This is a genomic window from Aeromonas sp. S19(2024) (assembly GCF_041402625.1).
Classification (GTDB): Bacteria; Pseudomonadota; Gammaproteobacteria; order Enterobacterales; family Aeromonadaceae; genus Aeromonas; species Aeromonas caviae.
The window spans coordinates 136,061-151,453 of the sequence record NZ_JBGLQU010000005.1 but is presented as its reverse complement, the minus strand read 5'-3'; the positions used below and the strand labels follow the sequence as shown (position 1 = coordinate 151,453).

Genomic DNA, 15,393 nt, shown 5'->3' with positions numbered 1-15,393 from the left:
CAATCGGGGCCTGTGTTAGCGTAACCGGGTGCCGGATCCTATGATTTGGGCACTTGTCCCCGCATTCCAATGCAATGCGCCGGCGATCGAAAGGAATCGTAGCCATGAATACCACAGCACTTTGCGCTCGCGATATCGACGCGATGGATCGATATGAGACCCTTGCCAGGCTGACCGCCCTTGATCGGGCCTATGGCATGGTCGAGTTCGATCTCGATGGTCGCATGGTGTCGGTCAACCCCCTGTTTTGCGACATGCTGGGCTATCCCCCCGAAGCGCTGGTGGGCCAGTCCCATCTCATGCTGTTGCCGCCGGATCTGCAGGCGGAGCATGATCTCTTCTGGCAGAAGGTATTGGGTGGCGAGATCCAGTCGGGGGAGTTTCGCCGGGTCAGGCAAGGTGGCAACCCCCTCTGGCTCCATGCCACCTACATGCCCGTGACCGACGAGGCCGGCACCCTGCTGGGGGTGGTCAAGCTGGCGCACGACATTACCTCGGCTGTGATGGCCAAGCAGCGGGTCGAGCAGCAGAGCCAGCTGTTTGACATCGTGGTGGCCGCGCACCAGAGTTTTCTGCTCGATCGCAATCTCGGCTCCGCCTGCGACACTGTCTTCGAGCGGCTGCTGAGCGTGAGCGAAAGCTCCTATGGTTTCATCGGCATCATCCAGTACGAGGATGGTCGTCCCAGTCTCTATGTTCCCTCCATCTCCAATGTCTCCTGGGACGAGGCGACCCATGCCTGGTATGAGCAGCAGCGCCAGAGCCGGGGCGGGCTCATCTTCAGCAAGCTCGACAACCTGTTTGGGCACGTGGTGACCCACAATACCCTGGTGTGCTGCAACGATCTGCCGAGCCATCCAGCCAGTCGCGGTGTCTCCCCCCGTGGTCATCCGCACCTGGAGAGCTTCCTCGGCATTCCCATCCGCCACAAGGGAGAGGCGATCGGCATGATCGCCCTGGCCAACCGCCCGGGTGGCTTTGACGAGACCCATGTCAGCCTGCTCGAGCCCCTCACCACGGCCCTTGGCACCCTTATCCACGCCCGCAACCTGGAGGACGAACGCAGCCGCATGGAGCGGGTGCTGCGCTTCAACGCCGAGCACGACTTCTTGACCAAGCTGCCCAACCGCAGCAGCTTCTTCCAGCAGGCCAACGTGCTGCTGGATCACGTCCAGCACCATCCCGCCGAAGGGGAGGCCTGCTGCCTGGCCTTGATAGATATCGACTTCTTCAAACAAATCAATGATGTATATGGACACCTTGCCGGAGATGCCGTGCTGGCGTCGCTGGCGGGGCTCCTGATGCAGGCGGTACGCAGCAAGGATCTGGTGGCACGCTTTGGCGGGGAGGAGTTCATCCTGCTGCTGCGGGGCACGACCCTGGAGGAGGCCCACACCATCATGGAGCGCATCCGTCGCCAGGTGGAGCAGCACACCTTCCTGTACCAGCACCAGGCGATCACCGTCACCATCAGCGTGGGGCTCACACCCTATCAGATGAGCTACAGACGTATGGATGACTGGCTTCAGTGCGTGGATCAGCGACTTTACGAGGCAAAGCGTCGGGGTCGCAACCAGGTCTCCTGATAAGAGGCCATATCGCGAAATAAAACAGGGCGCCACCATGGCGCCCTGTTTGTTGTGGATGCTTTTTTCCCTTAGAGGGGGCTGTGCTGGCGGCAATATCGGGATCCCCGTGCCCGGCAGGGACGAAAAAGGGCGCCGGGGCGCCCTTGTTTGCAACGGTCCGGGATCAGCCGGTGTTGCGCATGCCGGCGGCGATGCCGGCGATGGTGACCATCAGCGCCTGATCCAGCTCGGGGTGCAGGGTCTCAGGGTGGTTGCGGGAGCGATTGAGCAGCTCGGCCTGCAGCACGTTGAGCGGGTCGGTGTAGGGGTTGCGCAGCTTGATGGACTCCTTGATCCAGGGCTGATCGTCCAGCAAGTCGCCCTGCGGGCGCAGTTTCAGCACTACCTCGATGGAGTCGGCAAGCTCCTGACGCAGCTGCTTGCCGAGTGCCCACAGGTTCTCCGGCACCAGGCGGGTGTCATAGTATTCCGCCAGCCAGAGGTCGGCCTTGAGGAACACCATCTCCAGCATTTCGAGACGGGTGCGGAAGAAGGGCCACTGGCGGCTCATCTCGTCCAGCACGCTCTTCTGGCCGTCGTCGATGGCCTGTTGCAATCCCTTGTGGGCGCCGAGCCAGGCCGGCAGCATCAGCCGGTTCTGGGTCCAGGCGAAGATCCAGGGGATGGCGCGCAGGCTCTCGACACCGCCGTTGGGCTTGCGCTTGGCGGGGCGGGAACCGAGCGGCAGCTTGCCGAGCTCCATCTCCGGGGTGGCGGCACGGAAGTAAGGCACGAAGTCCGGGTGACCGCGCACGATACTGCGGTAGTGATCACAGGAGACAGACGCCAGCTGCTCCATGACGGCGCGCCAGCTCTCTTTCGGCTTGGGCGGCGGCAGCAGGTTCCCCTCCAGCACGGCGCTGGTGTAGAGGTTCAGGCTCTGGATGGCCACTTTCGGCAGGCCGAACTTGAAGCGGATCATCTCCCCCTGTTCGGTGACTCGCAGGCCGCCGCGCAGGGATCCCGGGGGTTGCGACAGGATCGCCTGATGGGCAGGGGCGCCGCCACGGCCGACGGTACCGCCGCGGCCATGGAACAGGGTGAGGCGGATGTTGTTGGCTTCAGCCAGCGCCACCAGGGATTCCATGGCGGCGTACTGGGCCCAGCCAGCGGCCATCATGCCCGCATCCTTGGCGGAGTCGGAGTAGCCGATCATCACGTACTGACGGCCCTGGATGTAACCGCGATACCAGTCCACCGACAGCAGGCGTTCCATCACGGCGGTGCCCGCCATCAGGTCTTCCTGGGTCTCGAACAGCGGGGCCACCGGCATGCGGAACTTGCAGCCAGCTTCCTTCAGCAACAGCTGGACCGCCAAGACATCGGACGGGGCACCGGCCATGGAGATGATGTAGATGCCGAACGCATCGGGGTCGTGCTGGGCGATGACGCGACAGGTGTCGATGGTCTCGCGGGTCTCGGCACTGGGATCCCAGTCGCTCGGGATGAGGGGGCGGCGGGAGTTCAGCTCGCGCAGCAGGAAGGCCTGCTTGTCCTCTTCGCTCCACTCGGCGTAGTCGCCCACACCCAGGTAGCGGGTCAGCTCGGAGAAGACCTGGCCGTGACGCTCGCCATCCTGACGGATGTCCAGCTTGACCAGGTGGATGCCGAAGCAGGCCAGCTTGCGCAGCACGTCCAGCAGCATGCCGTCGGCGATGTTGCCCATGCCGCAGGCGTGCAGGGAGTGGTAGCAGAGCTCCAGGGGCTCGCGCAGCTGGGCGGTGCTCTTGACCAGATCCCGGCTCTCGCTCGCCTGGCCCTGTACCTTGGCGGTCAGGTACTCCTGGGTCTCGCGCAGCTGCTCGCGCAGCTCACGCACCAGGGCGCGATAGGGTTCCGGGTTATCACCGACCCGGGCACGCACGGCGTCGGTGCAATCGGCCATGGAGAGCTCGGAGGTAAGCTCCTTGATGTCCTTGTAGAACAAGCTCACCGCCATCCAGCGGCCCAGCTCCAGCACTTCGGCGGTCACCTTGGCGGTGACGAAGGGGTTGCCGTCGCGGTCACCGCCCATCCAGGAGGTGAACTTGACCGGCGCGGCGTCCAGCGGCAGCCGCACACCCAGATGGTGTTGCAGGCGCTCGTCCAGATTGCGCATGAATTCGGGGATGGCCGGCCACAGGCTGTTTTCCACCACGGCGAAGCCCCACTTGGCTTCGTCCACCGGGGTCGGGCGCTGTTCGCGGATCTCGTTGGTGTGCCAGGCCTGGTTGACCAGCTGCTCGATGCGACTCTGGATCTTGTCCCGCTCGCGGGGCAGCAGATCGGAGAGTTCCAGGGCCTCGAGGCAGTCGTTGAGCTGCACGTGCTTGTGGATCAGGGTACGACGGGTCACCTCGGTGGGGTGAGCGGTCAGCACCAGATCGATGTCCAGCTCGCGCACGGCCTGGATGATGGCCTCCTGGGACAGGTTGGAGGCTTTCAGCTTGTCGAACATCTGCTCCAGCGGGTCCGGGGTGCAGACCTGCTCTTCGCAGCGACGGGAGATGGTGTGGAACTGCTCCGCCACGTTCGCCAGGTTGAGGAACTGGCTGAAGGCACGGGCCACGGGCAGCAGTTCGTCATCGGAGAGGGTACGCAGGGTGTCGAGCAGGCGCTCTCTGTCTGCCTCGTTCCCCTTGCGGGAAGACTTGGCCAGCTGGCGAATGGTCTCAATCTTGTCGAGGAAGGCCTGCCCCTGATGATCCTTGATGGATTTACCCAGCAGTTGGCCCAACATGCCTACGTTGGCCCGTAGTGCGGCGTACTTTTCGTTCATTCCACATCCTTATTTTGTTGGTGCCTCCTGACCTTCCAGGCGGGAGGCGACCTCACTTATTGTTGTGCGATTACAACATATGCTCCGTCATCTTAGGGGGACAATCTACCCAGATTGTCTGCGCAAGGTCAAATAACAAGCCGATTCAGAACATGTATTTCCCTCACCTGTCCCAAGGCGCCTGTCATGTAACTTACTTACATCCCTATTTGGCTAGACGCAGAAGCGCCGGATCAGGTGCTGCAGCACCGCCGTGGTCGGTTTGACGAACGACAGATCCAGGTATTCATCGGGCTGGTGGGCCTGGGTGATATGGCCTGGGCCCATCACTATGGTCTCGCAACCCAGCTGCTGGATAAAGGGGGCTTCGGTGCAATAGTTCACGGACTCGGCGGCCCGGCCGCTCGCCTTTTCCGCCTCCCGCACCAGCTCGGAATCATCCTGGCAGGCATAGGCCGGAATGGGTTCGTGCAGGTGCTGCAGGTGCAGGCAGCCGGGCTGGTGGATCTCGATGGGGGAGAGCGCCTCTTTCAGCATGCCCATCAGCTCGTCGGGACCCACCTGCGGGGTGGGACGCATGTCGATGTGCAGCTCGCAGCAGCCGCAGATGCGGTTCGGGCTGTCGCCCCCCTGGATGTAGCCGAGGTTCAGGGTGGGCTGGGGCACGGCGAAGCGGTGATCCGCGTACTTCTCCTTCAGATCCTGCTGGAGCCTGAGCACCTGACCCATGGCCTTGTGCATGATCTCCATGGCATTGACGCCGTTGGCGGGATCCGAACTGTGGCCGCTTCGGCCTGTGATGCGAATGGCTTCCGACATGTGGCCCTTGTGGGCCACCACGGGCACCAGCCCGGTGGGTTCGCCGATCACCGCGTAGTCGGGTTTGAGTTCGGCTGCGGCGGCGATGGCGCGGGCCCCGGCCATGGTGGTCTCTTCATCGGCGGTGGCCAGGATGCGCAGCGGCTTGCTCAGGGTCTTGAGGTCGACTTCCTTGAGCGCTTCCACGATAAAGGCGAAGAAGCCCTTCATGTCGATGGTGCCGAGCCCGTACAGGCGGTTGCCCTCTTCGGTCACCTTGAAGGGATCCTTTGTCCAGGCTCCTTCATCGAAGGGAACCGTATCCGTGTGACCTGCGAGCAGCAGCCCCCCTTCTCCCTGACCATAGGTTGCCACCAGGTTGAACTTGCCCGGCAGATCCGGCAGGGCCGTCACCTCGCACTGGAATCCAAGCTGGCCGAACCAGTCGGCCAGCAGCCGGATTACCGCCTCATTGCTCTGATCCCAGCGAGTATCCGTGCTGCTGATAGAGGGAATCGCAATAATATTCTTATAAAGTGAAAAAAAATCCAGTTTGGCCATCAGCTCCTCCTTGCGTCCCCGGAGTGTTTCTGTTAGAAAATACAAATGCAAAGTGAGTGCATGAATATTCTGTTCGAGTGCTCATCGACAAGGCCTCTAGTTGTAAGGGAAAGTTAATGTTCTGTCACCTGATCTGTAACCGACGACGCATATCCGCCTGAATTGCCCCTCCGCACTCGTTGCATCAAAGGGGCGATAGCCGACCCCTTGCACCGCAGCACCATGCTGTGAATTTCGAACCCAGACTTGGAATACTCAAACATGCTTAAGACCGTTATCGTCGGTGCCAGTGGCTACGCGGGGGCCGAACTGGCCGCTCTGGTCCAGAACCATCCACAACTCGAGCTGTTCGGCCTCTATGTTTCCGCCGGCAGCCAGGACGCCCACAAGCGCTTCTCTTCCCTGCATCCCCAATGGGTGGGTAAGCTGGATCAGCCGCTGCTGCCCCTGGACGAAGACGGCATGACCCGGATCCTGACCCAGGCCGATCTGGTGGTGCTGGCCACTGCTCACGAGGTGAGTGCGGAACTCGCGCCCAAGTTCCTGGCCAAGGGGTTGCCGGTGTTCGATCTCTCCGGTGCCTTCCGGGTCAACGATCAGCAGTTCTACTCCTCCTTCTACGGCTTCACTCACGAGAATGAGCAGTGGCTGGAGCAGGCCGCCTACGGTCTGGCCGAGTGGAATGCCGATGCCGTCAAGGCCGCCCAGCTGATTGCCGTGCCGGGATGCTACCCGACCGCCTCCCTGTGCGCCCTCAAGCCGCTGCAACAGGCCGGGCTGATTGCCCAGGGATGGCAGCCCATCATCAATGCGGTTTCCGGCGTCTCCGGGGCCGGTCGCAAGGCCGCCATCAACACCAGTTTCTGCGAAGTGAGCCTCAATCCCTACGGCACCTTCAATCACAGGCACCAGCCGGAGATCAGCCACCACCTTGGCAAGGAGGTGCTGTTCCAGCCCCACCTCGGCAACTATGTGCGGGGCATCCTGGCCACCATCTATGTGCAACTGGCGGAAGGGGTGACGCACACCCAGGTGGATCAGGCCTACCTCAAGGCCTACGAAGGCAAGCCGCTGGTACGCCTCACCGGCCAGATGCCCTCCATCCGCGGCGTGGCGAGCACGCCCTACTGCGACATCGCCTGGCAGCAGCAGGGCAACATGCTGGTGGTGGTTTCTGCCATCGACAACCTGCTCAAGGGGGCCGCCTCGCAAGCCATGCAGTGCATAAATATCAAGTTTGGTTTTGAACCGGCCACCGGCCTGATTTAACGCTTTAAGAAAGGATCGAGAAGATGGACAAGCAGACGCTGGTAATCAAGTTGGGTGGTGCCCTGATCGAGAACGACGAGGCCCTGACCGCCCTGTTCGCCACCCTGAAGACCTTCCTGGATGATCAGCACCGTCCTCTGGTGCTGGTGCACGGTGGTGGCTGCCTGGTGGACGACCTGCTCAAGGGGCTGGGCATGACCTCCACCAAGAAGAACGGCCTGCGGGTGACCCCGTTCGAGCAGATCCCCGTGATTGCCGGTGCCCTGGCCGGGACCGCCAACAAGATGATGATGGCCAAGGCCATCTCCACCAGCATTCCTGCTGTGGGTCTGTGCCTCGCCGACGGGGGTCTGTGCCAGGTGACCCAGCTCGATCCGGATCTCGGTGCGGTCGGTGACTGCAAACCGGGCAACCCGGCGCTGGTGGCCGGCATCCTGGGGCAGGGCTTCCTGCCGGTGGTGAGCTCCATCGGCATTACCGCCGACGGACAGATGATGAACGTCAATGCGGATCAGGCGGCCACCGCCATCGCCGAAGCGCTGGGCGCCGATCTGGTGATGCTGTCGGATGTGAGCGGCATTCTGGATGGCAAGGGCAAGCTGGTGCCGCAACTGGACAAGCAGAGCGCGCTGGACCTGATGGAGAAGGGCGTTATCACGGACGGCATGGCCGTCAAGGTGAAAGCCGCCCTGCACGCCGCCGAAACCCTGGGCAAGCCGGTCTGTGTCGCCAGCTGGCGCTACCCGGATCAGCTGCTCAAGCTGCTGGCTGGCGGCGCGGTCGGCACCCAGGTCACCCTCTGATCTCCACCGGGAAAAGGACAATCCGATGCAACATCTTCTGAAAGACAGTGATTTAAGCAAGGCCCAGATCGAGGCGCTGCTGGCGCTTGGCAAGGCGGTCAAGGCCGATCCGAAGAAATACAGCCAGGCCCTGGCGGGCAAGAGCGTGGTCACCCTGTTCGAGAAGCCCTCCCTGCGCACCCGGGTCACCTTCGACATCGGCATCGCCAAACTGGGTGGTCACAGCGTCTATCTGGATCAGCAGAACGGGGCGCTCGGCAAGCGGGAGTCGGTGAAGGATTTCGCCAGCAACCTGTCCCGCTGGTGTGACGCCATCGTCGCCCGGGTGTTCGATCACCAGACCCTGGTCGAGCTGGCCGAGTTCGGCTCGGTGCCTGTGGTCAACAGCCTGTGCAACCTCTACCACCCCTGCCAGGGGCTGGCGGATTTCATGACCATCAGCGAGCACTACAGCGACCTGTCCAAGGTGAAGCTGGCCTATCTCGGCGATGGCAACAACGTGAGCCACTCCCTGCTGCTGCTGGGGGCGACCCTCGGTACCGACGTGACCCTGGTCTGCCCGAAAGGCCATGGCCCGGATACCCAGATCTTCCTGCAGGCCCAGGCGCTGGCAGCTCAATCTGGCGCGACCATACATATCAGCGATGATGTCGCGGATATCGAAGGCTTTGACGTGGTTTATACCGATACCTGGGTTTCCATGGGTGACAACACACCAATGGAGCAGGTAAAAGATATCTTCATGCCTTATCAGATCAACCAGGCCCTGCTCGATCGGACCGGCATCCAGCACGTGCTGCACTGCCAGCCGGCCCACCGGGAGCTGGAGATCACCTCGGAGGTCATGGACGGCCCAGCCTCCCTCATCATGGATGAGGCAGAAAACCGGATGCATATCCAGAACGCCGTGCTGCTGACCCTGTTCGGACAGGGCCAGAAGTAATCCGGCAACCGACCCAGAATCACCCCTTTTTATCGAATCATCACGGAGAGAAGTAAATGAGCGGAATCAACAAGATCGTACTGGCTTACTCGGGCGGACTGGATACCTCGGCCATCATTCCCTGGCTGAAGGAGCACTATGACGCTGAAATCATCGCCTTCGTCGCCGACGTGGGCCAGGAGCGTGACGATCTGGAAGGGATCGAGCAGAAGGCCATCGCCTCCGGCGCGGTCAAGTGCATCGTCAAGGATCTGCGGGAAGAGTTCGTCAAAGAGTACGTCTACCCGACCCTGAAGACCGGCGCCGTCTATGAAGGCACCTACCTGCTGGGCACCTCCATGGCCCGTCCGGTGATCGCCAAGGCCATGGTCGAGGCTGCCCTGGCGGAAGGGGCTGATGCCATCTCCCACGGTTGCACCGGCAAGGGCAACGACCAGGTGCGGTTCGAAGGGGCGGTAGCTGCCCTGGCGCCCCAACTGAAAGTGATCGCCCCGTGGCGGTTGTGGGACATGCGTTCCCGGGAAGATCTGCTGGCCTATCTGGAAGCCCGCAACATCCCCTGCAAGGCGACCCTGAAGAAGATCTACAGCCGCGACGCCAACGCCTGGCACATCTCCACCGAGGGTGGCGAGCTGGAGAGCACCTGGAACGAGCCGTCCGAAGCCGTCTGGCAGTGGACCGTCTCTGCAGAGGATGCCCCGAACGAGCCGGAATACGTCAAGCTGACCGTGGCCAAGGGCGAAGTGGTCGCCGTTGACGACCAGCCGCTCAGCCCGCACCAGATCCTGACCACCCTGAACGAGCGTGCCGGCAAGCACGGTGTGGGCCGGATCGACATCACCGAGAACCGGATGGTGGGCATGAAGTCCCGTGGCTGCTACGAGACCCCGGGTGGTACCGTGATGGTTGCCGCACTGCGCGCCGTGGAAGAGCTGGTACTGGACAGACCGACCCGCGCCTGGCGGGAAAAGCTGGGTGCCGAGTTCTCCCACCTGGTGTATGACGGTCGCTGGTTCACCCCGCTGTGCAAGGCCATTGTCGCCTCCGCCAACGCCATCGCCGAGGAGCTCGACGGTGAAGTGGTGCTGAAGATGTACAAGGGTCAGGTCACCGCGGTGCAGAAGAAGTCGCCGAACAGCCTCTACTCCGAAGACTTCGCCACCTTCGGTGCCGACGAAGTGTACGACCAGAGCCATGCCGAAGGCTTCATCCGTCTCTACACCCTGGCGAGCCGGATCCGCGCCATGAAAGAGCAGCATCAAGCCATCGGTGGTGACCATACCCACGGCTAAGCAAGCGCTATCACCCGTTGATTCGAGGGGGCATGGCCCCCTCTTTTACAGGCAGAGAGGCCCTTTGCAATCCTCATCGGGTGTGACAAGAGCGGCTGCGCCCTGGCCGCTTATGTGAGATAACAGGCTCGCAGAAAAACAGGGCAAGATTTCAAGTTCGACGGCGCAAGGCGCCGCCGACAACGCATTCAAGGAGAGCAGTATGGCACTTTGGGGTGGACGCTTCAGTCAGGGAGCCGATAGCCGGTTCAAGCAGTTCAACGATTCGCTGCGGTTCGACTACCGTCTGGCGGAGCAGGATATTCAAGGCTCCATGGCCTGGGCCAAAGCGCTGGTCAAGGTGGGGGTGTTGACCGCCGATGAGCAGGCTCAGTTGCAGCAGGCGATGGAGGTACTGCTCGCCTCCGTGCAGCAGGATCCCCAGCAGATCCTGAACTCGGACGCCGAAGACATCCACTCCTGGGTCGAGAGCCAGCTCATCGACGCCGTCGGCGCCCTTGGCAAGAAGCTGCACACCGGTCGCTCGCGCAACGATCAGGTCGCCACTGACCTCAAACTCTGGTGCAAGGCACAGGGCGAGCTGCTGCTCGGCTCCATCACCGCCCTGCAACAGGGGCTGGTGGCCTCCGCCCGTGCCAACCAGGCCGCGGTACTGCCGGGTTACACCCACCTGCAGCGTGCCCAGCCGGTCACTTACGCCCACTGGGCCCTGGCCTATGTGGAGATGCTGGAGCGGGACCATTCCCGTCTGCAGGATGCCCTCAAGCGCCTCGACACCAGCCCCCTCGGCTGCGGCGCCCTGGCAGGCACCGCCTATGCCATCGACCGCGAAGCCTTGGCGCTCGACATGGGCTTTAGCGGTGCCACCCGCAACAGCCTGGATTCGGTCTCCGATCGGGATCACGTGGTGGAGCTGATGCATGTCGCGTCGCTGTCCATGACCCACCTGTCGCGCTTTGCCGAAGACCTTATCTTCTACAACACAGGTGAAGCCGGTTTTGTGGAGCTCTCCGATGCGGTGACCTCAGGTTCCTCCCTGATGCCCCAGAAGAAGAACCCGGATGCGCTGGAGCTCATTCGCGGCAAGACCGGCCGGGTGGTCGGCGCCCAGATGGGTATGTTGATGAGCCTCAAGGCGTTGCCGCTGGCCTACAACAAGGACATGCAGGAAGACAAAGAGGGGCTGTTCGATGCCCTCGATACCTGGCACGACTGCCTCGACATGGCGGCGCTGGTGCTGATCGATCTGAAGGTCAATGGCGAGCGGACCAAGACGGCGGCCCAGGGCGGTTACGCCAACGCCACCGAGCTGGCGGACTATCTGGTGGCCAAGGGCATCCCGTTCCGTGAGGCGCACCATATCGTCGGCGAGACCGTGGTCTATGCGATCCAGGTGAAAAAGCCCTTGGAAGAACTCTCCCTCCCCGAGTTCCAGCGCTTCAGCCCCGTGGTGGGGGAGGATGTTTACCCGAACCTGGAGCTGGAAGCGACTCTGGCCAAGCGGGTTGCCAAGGGAGGCGTCGCTCGCGAGCAGATCGAATCGGCCCTCACCGCCGCCGAAGCCTGGCTGAGCAAGCGGGCGGGTTAAGCCAACCGGCTTGCCATGGGAATTAGAAGGCAGAACGGCAACCTCAGGGTTGCCGTTTTTTTTATGGGTACGCCTAGGCGCCGTGGGGCGCGTTGACCAGGCGCTGTTCAGCCCCTGTGTCCGGCGCTGGCATGATGTACGGCGTCCGTGAGCAGTCGTTGCAACTGGCTCCTGGCCTCGTCGGTTTCATGGCTGGCGGCGAGTAGCACCACCCCCAGGGTGCCCGGTGAGGGCAGCACGCCGCCGAGGGTGGCGAGACTGGCCGGCATGCCGATGGCGGAACGCACCGTGATCCCGAGCCCGGCCTGCACGGCGGCCCAGATCCCGCCCAGGCTCTGGCTGGTGAAGGCGATCCGCCAGGGGATCCCGGCATCGTCGAGGGCGCGGATGGCCCGCGCCCGCATCAGGCAGGGGGCATCGAAGAGCACCAGGGGCAGGGGCTCCCCGCGCGCGAGCAAAGGGGCGAGGTCCCACTCGGGGTGGGCAATCCAGGCCAGTTGCACCATCTCGATGAGGGGAAGATCCTCCCGCTCTCCCTGTGGCTGCCAGGCGAGAGCCATATCGAGGGTGCCCTCCCTGATCCCCTGCACCAGAGCCCCGTTGCGATCGATGCGGGTCGTCATGCGCAGGGCCGGGTGCTGGCGACAGAGGGGCCCCAGCACGGCGGGGAGCAAAGATTCACCGAAGTCCTCCTGCACCCCGAGCCGGATCTCCCCTTGCAGCAGTTCCCCTTTGAGGGCGAGCACGGCTTCGTCATTGAGCGCCAGCAGCCGCTTGGCGTAGCCCAGCAGGCGCTCACCGCTGGCCGTCGGCACCAGGTGACGTCCCTGCTTCATGACCAGATCGGTGCCGCACTGCTGTTCGAGTTTTTTCAACTGGGCACTGACCGCCGAGGTGGAGCGGCACAGCCGCTGCGCCGCCAGCGCAAAGCTACCGCACTCCAGCCCCAGCACGTAGCTGCGCAGGGCATCGAGATCCAGGCTGGGGGGAAGGGGTGACATAACTATCCTTATAATCGGGATGATTGGTCTTGAATATTTCGATTTTTTAAATTGTAGCAGTGAGGGAGAGTGGCTTCATCCACCAAGGAGATTGCCATGACACCTGATGTTCCCGATCGCGCCGCCCTGGCGCAGCTTGCCCCCCGACTCGCCCGACTGGCGGAAGAGACGCTGTTTGGCGATATCTGGCAGCGCCCCACCCTCTCGGCCCGCGAGCGCAGCCTGATCACCCTGGCCATCCTGGCGTCACTGGGCCGGGTGCAACAACTGCCCTGGCATATTGCATTCGCCCGGCAAAACGACCTGTCCCGGGATGAGCTGGAAGAGCTGTTTACCCATCTTGCCTTCTACGCCGGTTTGCCCGCCGCAGTGACGGCCGTGGGCTATCTGCCCCCCCGCGAGGAGGTGACCCCATGCCGCTGACCCGCATCACCCTGTGCGAGGGGATGAGCGACGCACACCTGCAGCAACTCAGCGCCCTCTACCACCAGACCCTGGTGGAGGTGTTCGAGGTGCCGCTGGAGGATAAATTCCAGATCCTCGAGATCTTGCCTGCCAGTGCGCTCATCTATGACCCCCATTACCAGACCGGCCGCCGGGACCAAGGTTTCATCCTCTTCCAGATCCTGGCGGGCAAGGTGCGCAGCACCGCGACCAGGGAGCGGCTTTATGCACGTCTCGCCGAGCGCCTTGAGGCCGAGCTTGGGATCCACCCCGACAACCTCATGGTGGTGATCCAGCAGACCGATGCCGAGGCGTGGAGTTTCGGCCAGGTCCGGATGTTCAGACAGGAGGTGGCCTCATGATCGCCATGCACTACCGATTCACCCTGCCCGCAGACTACGACATGGCGCTGATCGAGCAGCGGATCGCCAGCAATGGCGCCAGACTGGACGGCTTTCCCGGTCTGTTGTTCAAGGCCTATCTCTACAGCCGTCAGGACGATGAGGCCCTGCCGGGGCAGGAGAACCGCTATGCCCCCTTCTATGTGTGGCACAGCGCCGAGGCGATGCACCGATTCCTGGCAAGCGAGGGATTCGCGGCGCTCACCCGGCATTTCGGCTGGCCCCGCATCGAGACCTGGCATCTGCTGCGGGCGCCGGATCCGGCCTCCCTCGACGGGGCTTGCATGGCCAGGCTGCGGCGCACCAAGGTCACTTCCCACGGCCAGCTGGCCGACCTGCACGGCGAGGCCATGGTGAGCGGCTGGGATCTCACCCGATGGGAATGGCTGGAGGCGGATTTGCTCCCGTCCTTCTCATCACCCTTGCCTGCCGGGGGCGAGATCTACCGTATCGGCTATCTGGCGAAGGGGGGTGGGGTATAAAGCGGAATTATCTTTGTCATTGAGGCTGTTTTTCCATTCACTTGGGCTGTGAAAGTGATATTCGCATCGTGAACATAGGGTGTTATATCGCGCTTGTGGATGATGATGTGGCATTGCGGCCACCTGCGGCAATGAACTGGCTCAGTGGGGCACATTCAGGGTGACGGCCCGCGCCGGGCAGGGCATGATCCCGCTGCAATGCGTATGGACGCGTCAACCGGATCAAGGAGTTCCCATGTACCTGCCACCCCATTTCGCCGTTACCGACCCCGAGGCGCTGCACCAGCTGATGCAGGCGAACCCCCTGGGGGCCCTGATCACCTGTGGTGAAGGGGGGCTGGATGCCAACCACCTGCCGTTCGAGTTCGATGGGGCGCAGGGGGCCCACGGTGTGCTGCGGGCCCATGTGGCCCGCAACAACCCGCTTTGGCAGGAGGTGAAAGAGGGCGACGAGGTGCTGGTGATCTTCCGCGCCGCCGAGGGTTATATCTCCCCTAGCTGGTATCCGGGCAAGCAGGTGCATCACAAGCAGGTGCCCACCTGGAACTATGCCGTGGTGCACGCCCATGGCCGTATCCGGGTGAGGGACGATGCCCGCTTCGTAAGACGGCTGCTCGCGACCCTGACCCGTACCCACGAGGCGGGAGAGTCCATTCCCTGGAAGATGGCTGATGCACCGAGAGACTATCTCGAGACCATGGTGCAGGCCGTGGTGGGCATAGAGATCGAGATTGAGCGGCTGGTCGGCAAGTTCAAGCTGGGTCAGAACAAAGATGCGGCGGATCGCCTGGGAGCGGCCAATGCCCTGCAGGAGCGCGGGCAGACCGCGCTGGCCGGCGCCATGCTGAACCCGCTCCCTTCAAAGCCCTAGCGTGACACCTTGAGATTCGGCCCGACAAAAACGGCAACCGTCTGGTTGCCGTTTTTCATGGTTCCACTCCCGCTCACGCGCTGGCATTGAGCAGCTTGCCGACGCCTTCCCCCGGGCCCTGGGGCAGTGTCTGTTTGAAGGCATAAAGCAGCTGATCAAGGTTGAGGTCGCTGTTGCCGAGGGAGCCCTTGAGGGTGTCGAGCTCGCTTTGCAGCGCATCGAGGCGGGTGCTCTGGGTGCCGTCTGCCAACTGGGTGCGGGCGGCATCGATGGCCTGGGGCAGGGGCTGGCCCGAGGATTCCTGACCCAGGGTCTGCATCAGCGCCCCCATGAAGTGGTTGATGGCGGGGCGGTTCTGCTCGCTGTCAGCCTCCTGGATGCCGAGGCGCTGGAACAGGCTCTGCACCGTGGGGGCAAGGTGCTCTTCCTGCACGACAGGCTCGGTCTGGGCGGGCGGCGTGCTGTCGCCCAGCAGCTTGCTGCCGAGCTTGATGGCAAGGGAGGCGAGGGGAAGCAGGGTGCCGATGGCGATCATGATGTCACTCTCCGTACGA

14 protein-coding genes are annotated in these 15,393 nt (G+C 62.9%); 10 read left to right on the top strand and 4 right to left on the bottom strand.

All coding sequences use genetic code 11. The annotated features are described in order from the left end of the window. Positions 1–104: 104 nt before the first annotated feature. The gene (locus ACB037_RS12255) at positions 105–1,586 is read left to right on the top strand and encodes a diguanylate cyclase (RefSeq protein ID WP_371175384.1); all 1,482 of its coding nucleotides are present in this window, start codon (positions 105–107) and stop codon (positions 1,584–1,586) included. 166 nt (positions 1,587–1,752) lie between these two features. Here ACB037_RS12255 and ppc read toward each other — a convergent pair whose 3' ends face one another. Together ppc and argE are read right to left on the bottom strand one after the other, a co-directional pair. Continuing rightward, on the bottom strand, positions 1,753–4,386 hold the full coding sequence (gene ppc / locus ACB037_RS12250) for a phosphoenolpyruvate carboxylase (RefSeq protein ID WP_010675692.1): 2,634 nt from the start codon (positions 4,384–4,386) through the stop codon (positions 1,753–1,755). Between the two features lie 213 nt (positions 4,387–4,599). Then, a complete protein-coding gene (gene argE, locus ACB037_RS12245; protein ID WP_039040568.1) occupies positions 4,600–5,745 on the bottom strand; it encodes an acetylornithine deacetylase in 1,146 nt (381 codons plus the stop codon). 261 nt (positions 5,746–6,006) lie between these two features. On the opposite strand from argE, the gene argC reads away from it, so the two are divergent. The 5 genes from argC to argH all read left to right on the top strand — a co-directional run bounded on the left by argC (position 6,007) and on the right by argH (position 11,640). Further along, positions 6,007–7,014: an N-acetyl-gamma-glutamyl-phosphate reductase gene (argC, locus tag ACB037_RS12240; protein WP_042864921.1), complete on the top strand. Its 1,008-nt coding sequence runs from the start codon at positions 6,007–6,009 to the stop codon at positions 7,012–7,014. 23 nt (positions 7,015–7,037) lie between these two features. Then, the gene (gene argB / locus ACB037_RS12235; RefSeq protein ID WP_045522048.1) at positions 7,038–7,817 is read left to right on the top strand and encodes an acetylglutamate kinase; all 780 of its coding nucleotides are present in this window, start codon (positions 7,038–7,040) and stop codon (positions 7,815–7,817) included. A 25-nt stretch (positions 7,818–7,842) separates the two neighbouring features. Further along, positions 7,843–8,760 (top strand): ornithine carbamoyltransferase, encoded by a 918-nt coding sequence (locus tag ACB037_RS12230; RefSeq protein WP_010675688.1) that lies wholly within the window; start codon positions 7,843–7,845, stop codon positions 8,758–8,760. A 56-nt stretch (positions 8,761–8,816) separates the two neighbouring features. Next, positions 8,817–10,052, top strand: a complete 1,236-nt coding sequence (locus tag ACB037_RS12225) for an argininosuccinate synthase (protein ID WP_010675687.1) — start codon at positions 8,817–8,819, stop codon at positions 10,050–10,052. 202 nt (positions 10,053–10,254) lie between these two features. Then, complete coding sequence (argH, locus tag ACB037_RS12220; RefSeq protein ID WP_371175383.1) at positions 10,255–11,640, top strand: argininosuccinate lyase; 1,386 nt, start codon at positions 10,255–10,257, stop codon at positions 11,638–11,640. A gap of 107 nt (positions 11,641–11,747) precedes the next feature. On the opposite strand, the gene ACB037_RS12215 is transcribed toward argH, so the two are convergent. Next, on the bottom strand, positions 11,748–12,641 hold the full coding sequence (locus tag ACB037_RS12215) for a LysR substrate-binding domain-containing protein (RefSeq protein ID WP_371175382.1): 894 nt from the start codon (positions 12,639–12,641) through the stop codon (positions 11,748–11,750). Between the two features lie 96 nt (positions 12,642–12,737). Here ACB037_RS12215 and ACB037_RS12210 point away from each other — a divergent pair, with 96 nt between their 5' ends. The 4 genes from ACB037_RS12210 to ACB037_RS12195 all read left to right on the top strand — a co-directional run bounded on the left by ACB037_RS12210 (position 12,738) and on the right by ACB037_RS12195 (position 14,839). Continuing rightward, complete coding sequence (locus ACB037_RS12210) at positions 12,738–13,064, top strand: carboxymuconolactone decarboxylase family protein (protein ID WP_342040157.1); 327 nt, start codon at positions 12,738–12,740, stop codon at positions 13,062–13,064. Beyond that, the gene (locus ACB037_RS12205; protein ID WP_371175381.1) at positions 13,055–13,447 is read left to right on the top strand and encodes a tautomerase family protein; all 393 of its coding nucleotides are present in this window, start codon (positions 13,055–13,057) and stop codon (positions 13,445–13,447) included. The genes ACB037_RS12210 and ACB037_RS12205 overlap by 10 nt, the downstream gene beginning before the upstream one ends. After that, positions 13,444–13,968, top strand: a complete 525-nt coding sequence (locus tag ACB037_RS12200) for a DUF4865 family protein (protein ID WP_371175380.1) — start codon at positions 13,444–13,446, stop codon at positions 13,966–13,968. The genes ACB037_RS12205 and ACB037_RS12200 overlap by 4 nt, the downstream gene beginning before the upstream one ends. 235 nt (positions 13,969–14,203) lie before the next feature. Next, entirely contained in the window at positions 14,204–14,839 is a 636-nt protein-coding gene (locus ACB037_RS12195) for an FMN-binding negative transcriptional regulator (RefSeq protein ID WP_371175379.1), read from the top strand. Between the two features lie 73 nt (positions 14,840–14,912). On the opposite strand, the gene ACB037_RS12190 is transcribed toward ACB037_RS12195, so the two are convergent. Then, complete coding sequence (locus ACB037_RS12190; RefSeq protein WP_371175378.1) at positions 14,913–15,374, bottom strand: hypothetical protein; 462 nt, start codon at positions 15,372–15,374, stop codon at positions 14,913–14,915. Positions 15,375–15,393: the final 19 nt, after the last annotated feature.

Excerpts from the sequence above, each read along its gene's own strand:
- ACB037_RS12255 (WP_371175384.1), top strand. The coding sequence starts at position 105 with ATGAATACCACAGCACTTTGCGCTCGCGATATCGACGCGATGGATCGA.
- ppc (WP_010675692.1), bottom strand. The coding sequence starts at position 4,386 with ATGAACGAAAAGTACGCCGCACTACGGGCCAACGTAGGCATGTTGGGC.
- argE (WP_039040568.1), bottom strand. The coding sequence starts at position 5,745 with ATGGCCAAACTGGATTTTTTTTCACTTTATAAGAATATTATTGCGATT.
- argC (WP_042864921.1), top strand. The coding sequence starts at position 6,007 with ATGCTTAAGACCGTTATCGTCGGTGCCAGTGGCTACGCGGGGGCCGAA.
- argB (WP_045522048.1), top strand. The coding sequence starts at position 7,038 with ATGGACAAGCAGACGCTGGTAATCAAGTTGGGTGGTGCCCTGATCGAG.
- ACB037_RS12230 (WP_010675688.1), top strand. The coding sequence starts at position 7,843 with ATGCAACATCTTCTGAAAGACAGTGATTTAAGCAAGGCCCAGATCGAG.
- ACB037_RS12225 (WP_010675687.1), top strand. The coding sequence starts at position 8,817 with ATGAGCGGAATCAACAAGATCGTACTGGCTTACTCGGGCGGACTGGAT.
- argH (WP_371175383.1), top strand. The coding sequence starts at position 10,255 with ATGGCACTTTGGGGTGGACGCTTCAGTCAGGGAGCCGATAGCCGGTTC.
- ACB037_RS12215 (WP_371175382.1), bottom strand. The coding sequence starts at position 12,641 with ATGTCACCCCTTCCCCCCAGCCTGGATCTCGATGCCCTGCGCAGCTAC.
- ACB037_RS12210 (WP_342040157.1), top strand. The coding sequence starts at position 12,738 with ATGACACCTGATGTTCCCGATCGCGCCGCCCTGGCGCAGCTTGCCCCC.
- ACB037_RS12205 (WP_371175381.1), top strand. The coding sequence starts at position 13,055 with ATGCCGCTGACCCGCATCACCCTGTGCGAGGGGATGAGCGACGCACAC.
- ACB037_RS12200 (WP_371175380.1), top strand. The coding sequence starts at position 13,444 with ATGATCGCCATGCACTACCGATTCACCCTGCCCGCAGACTACGACATG.
- ACB037_RS12195 (WP_371175379.1), top strand. The coding sequence starts at position 14,204 with ATGTACCTGCCACCCCATTTCGCCGTTACCGACCCCGAGGCGCTGCAC.
- ACB037_RS12190 (WP_371175378.1), bottom strand. The coding sequence starts at position 15,374 with ATGATCGCCATCGGCACCCTGCTTCCCCTCGCCTCCCTTGCCATCAAG.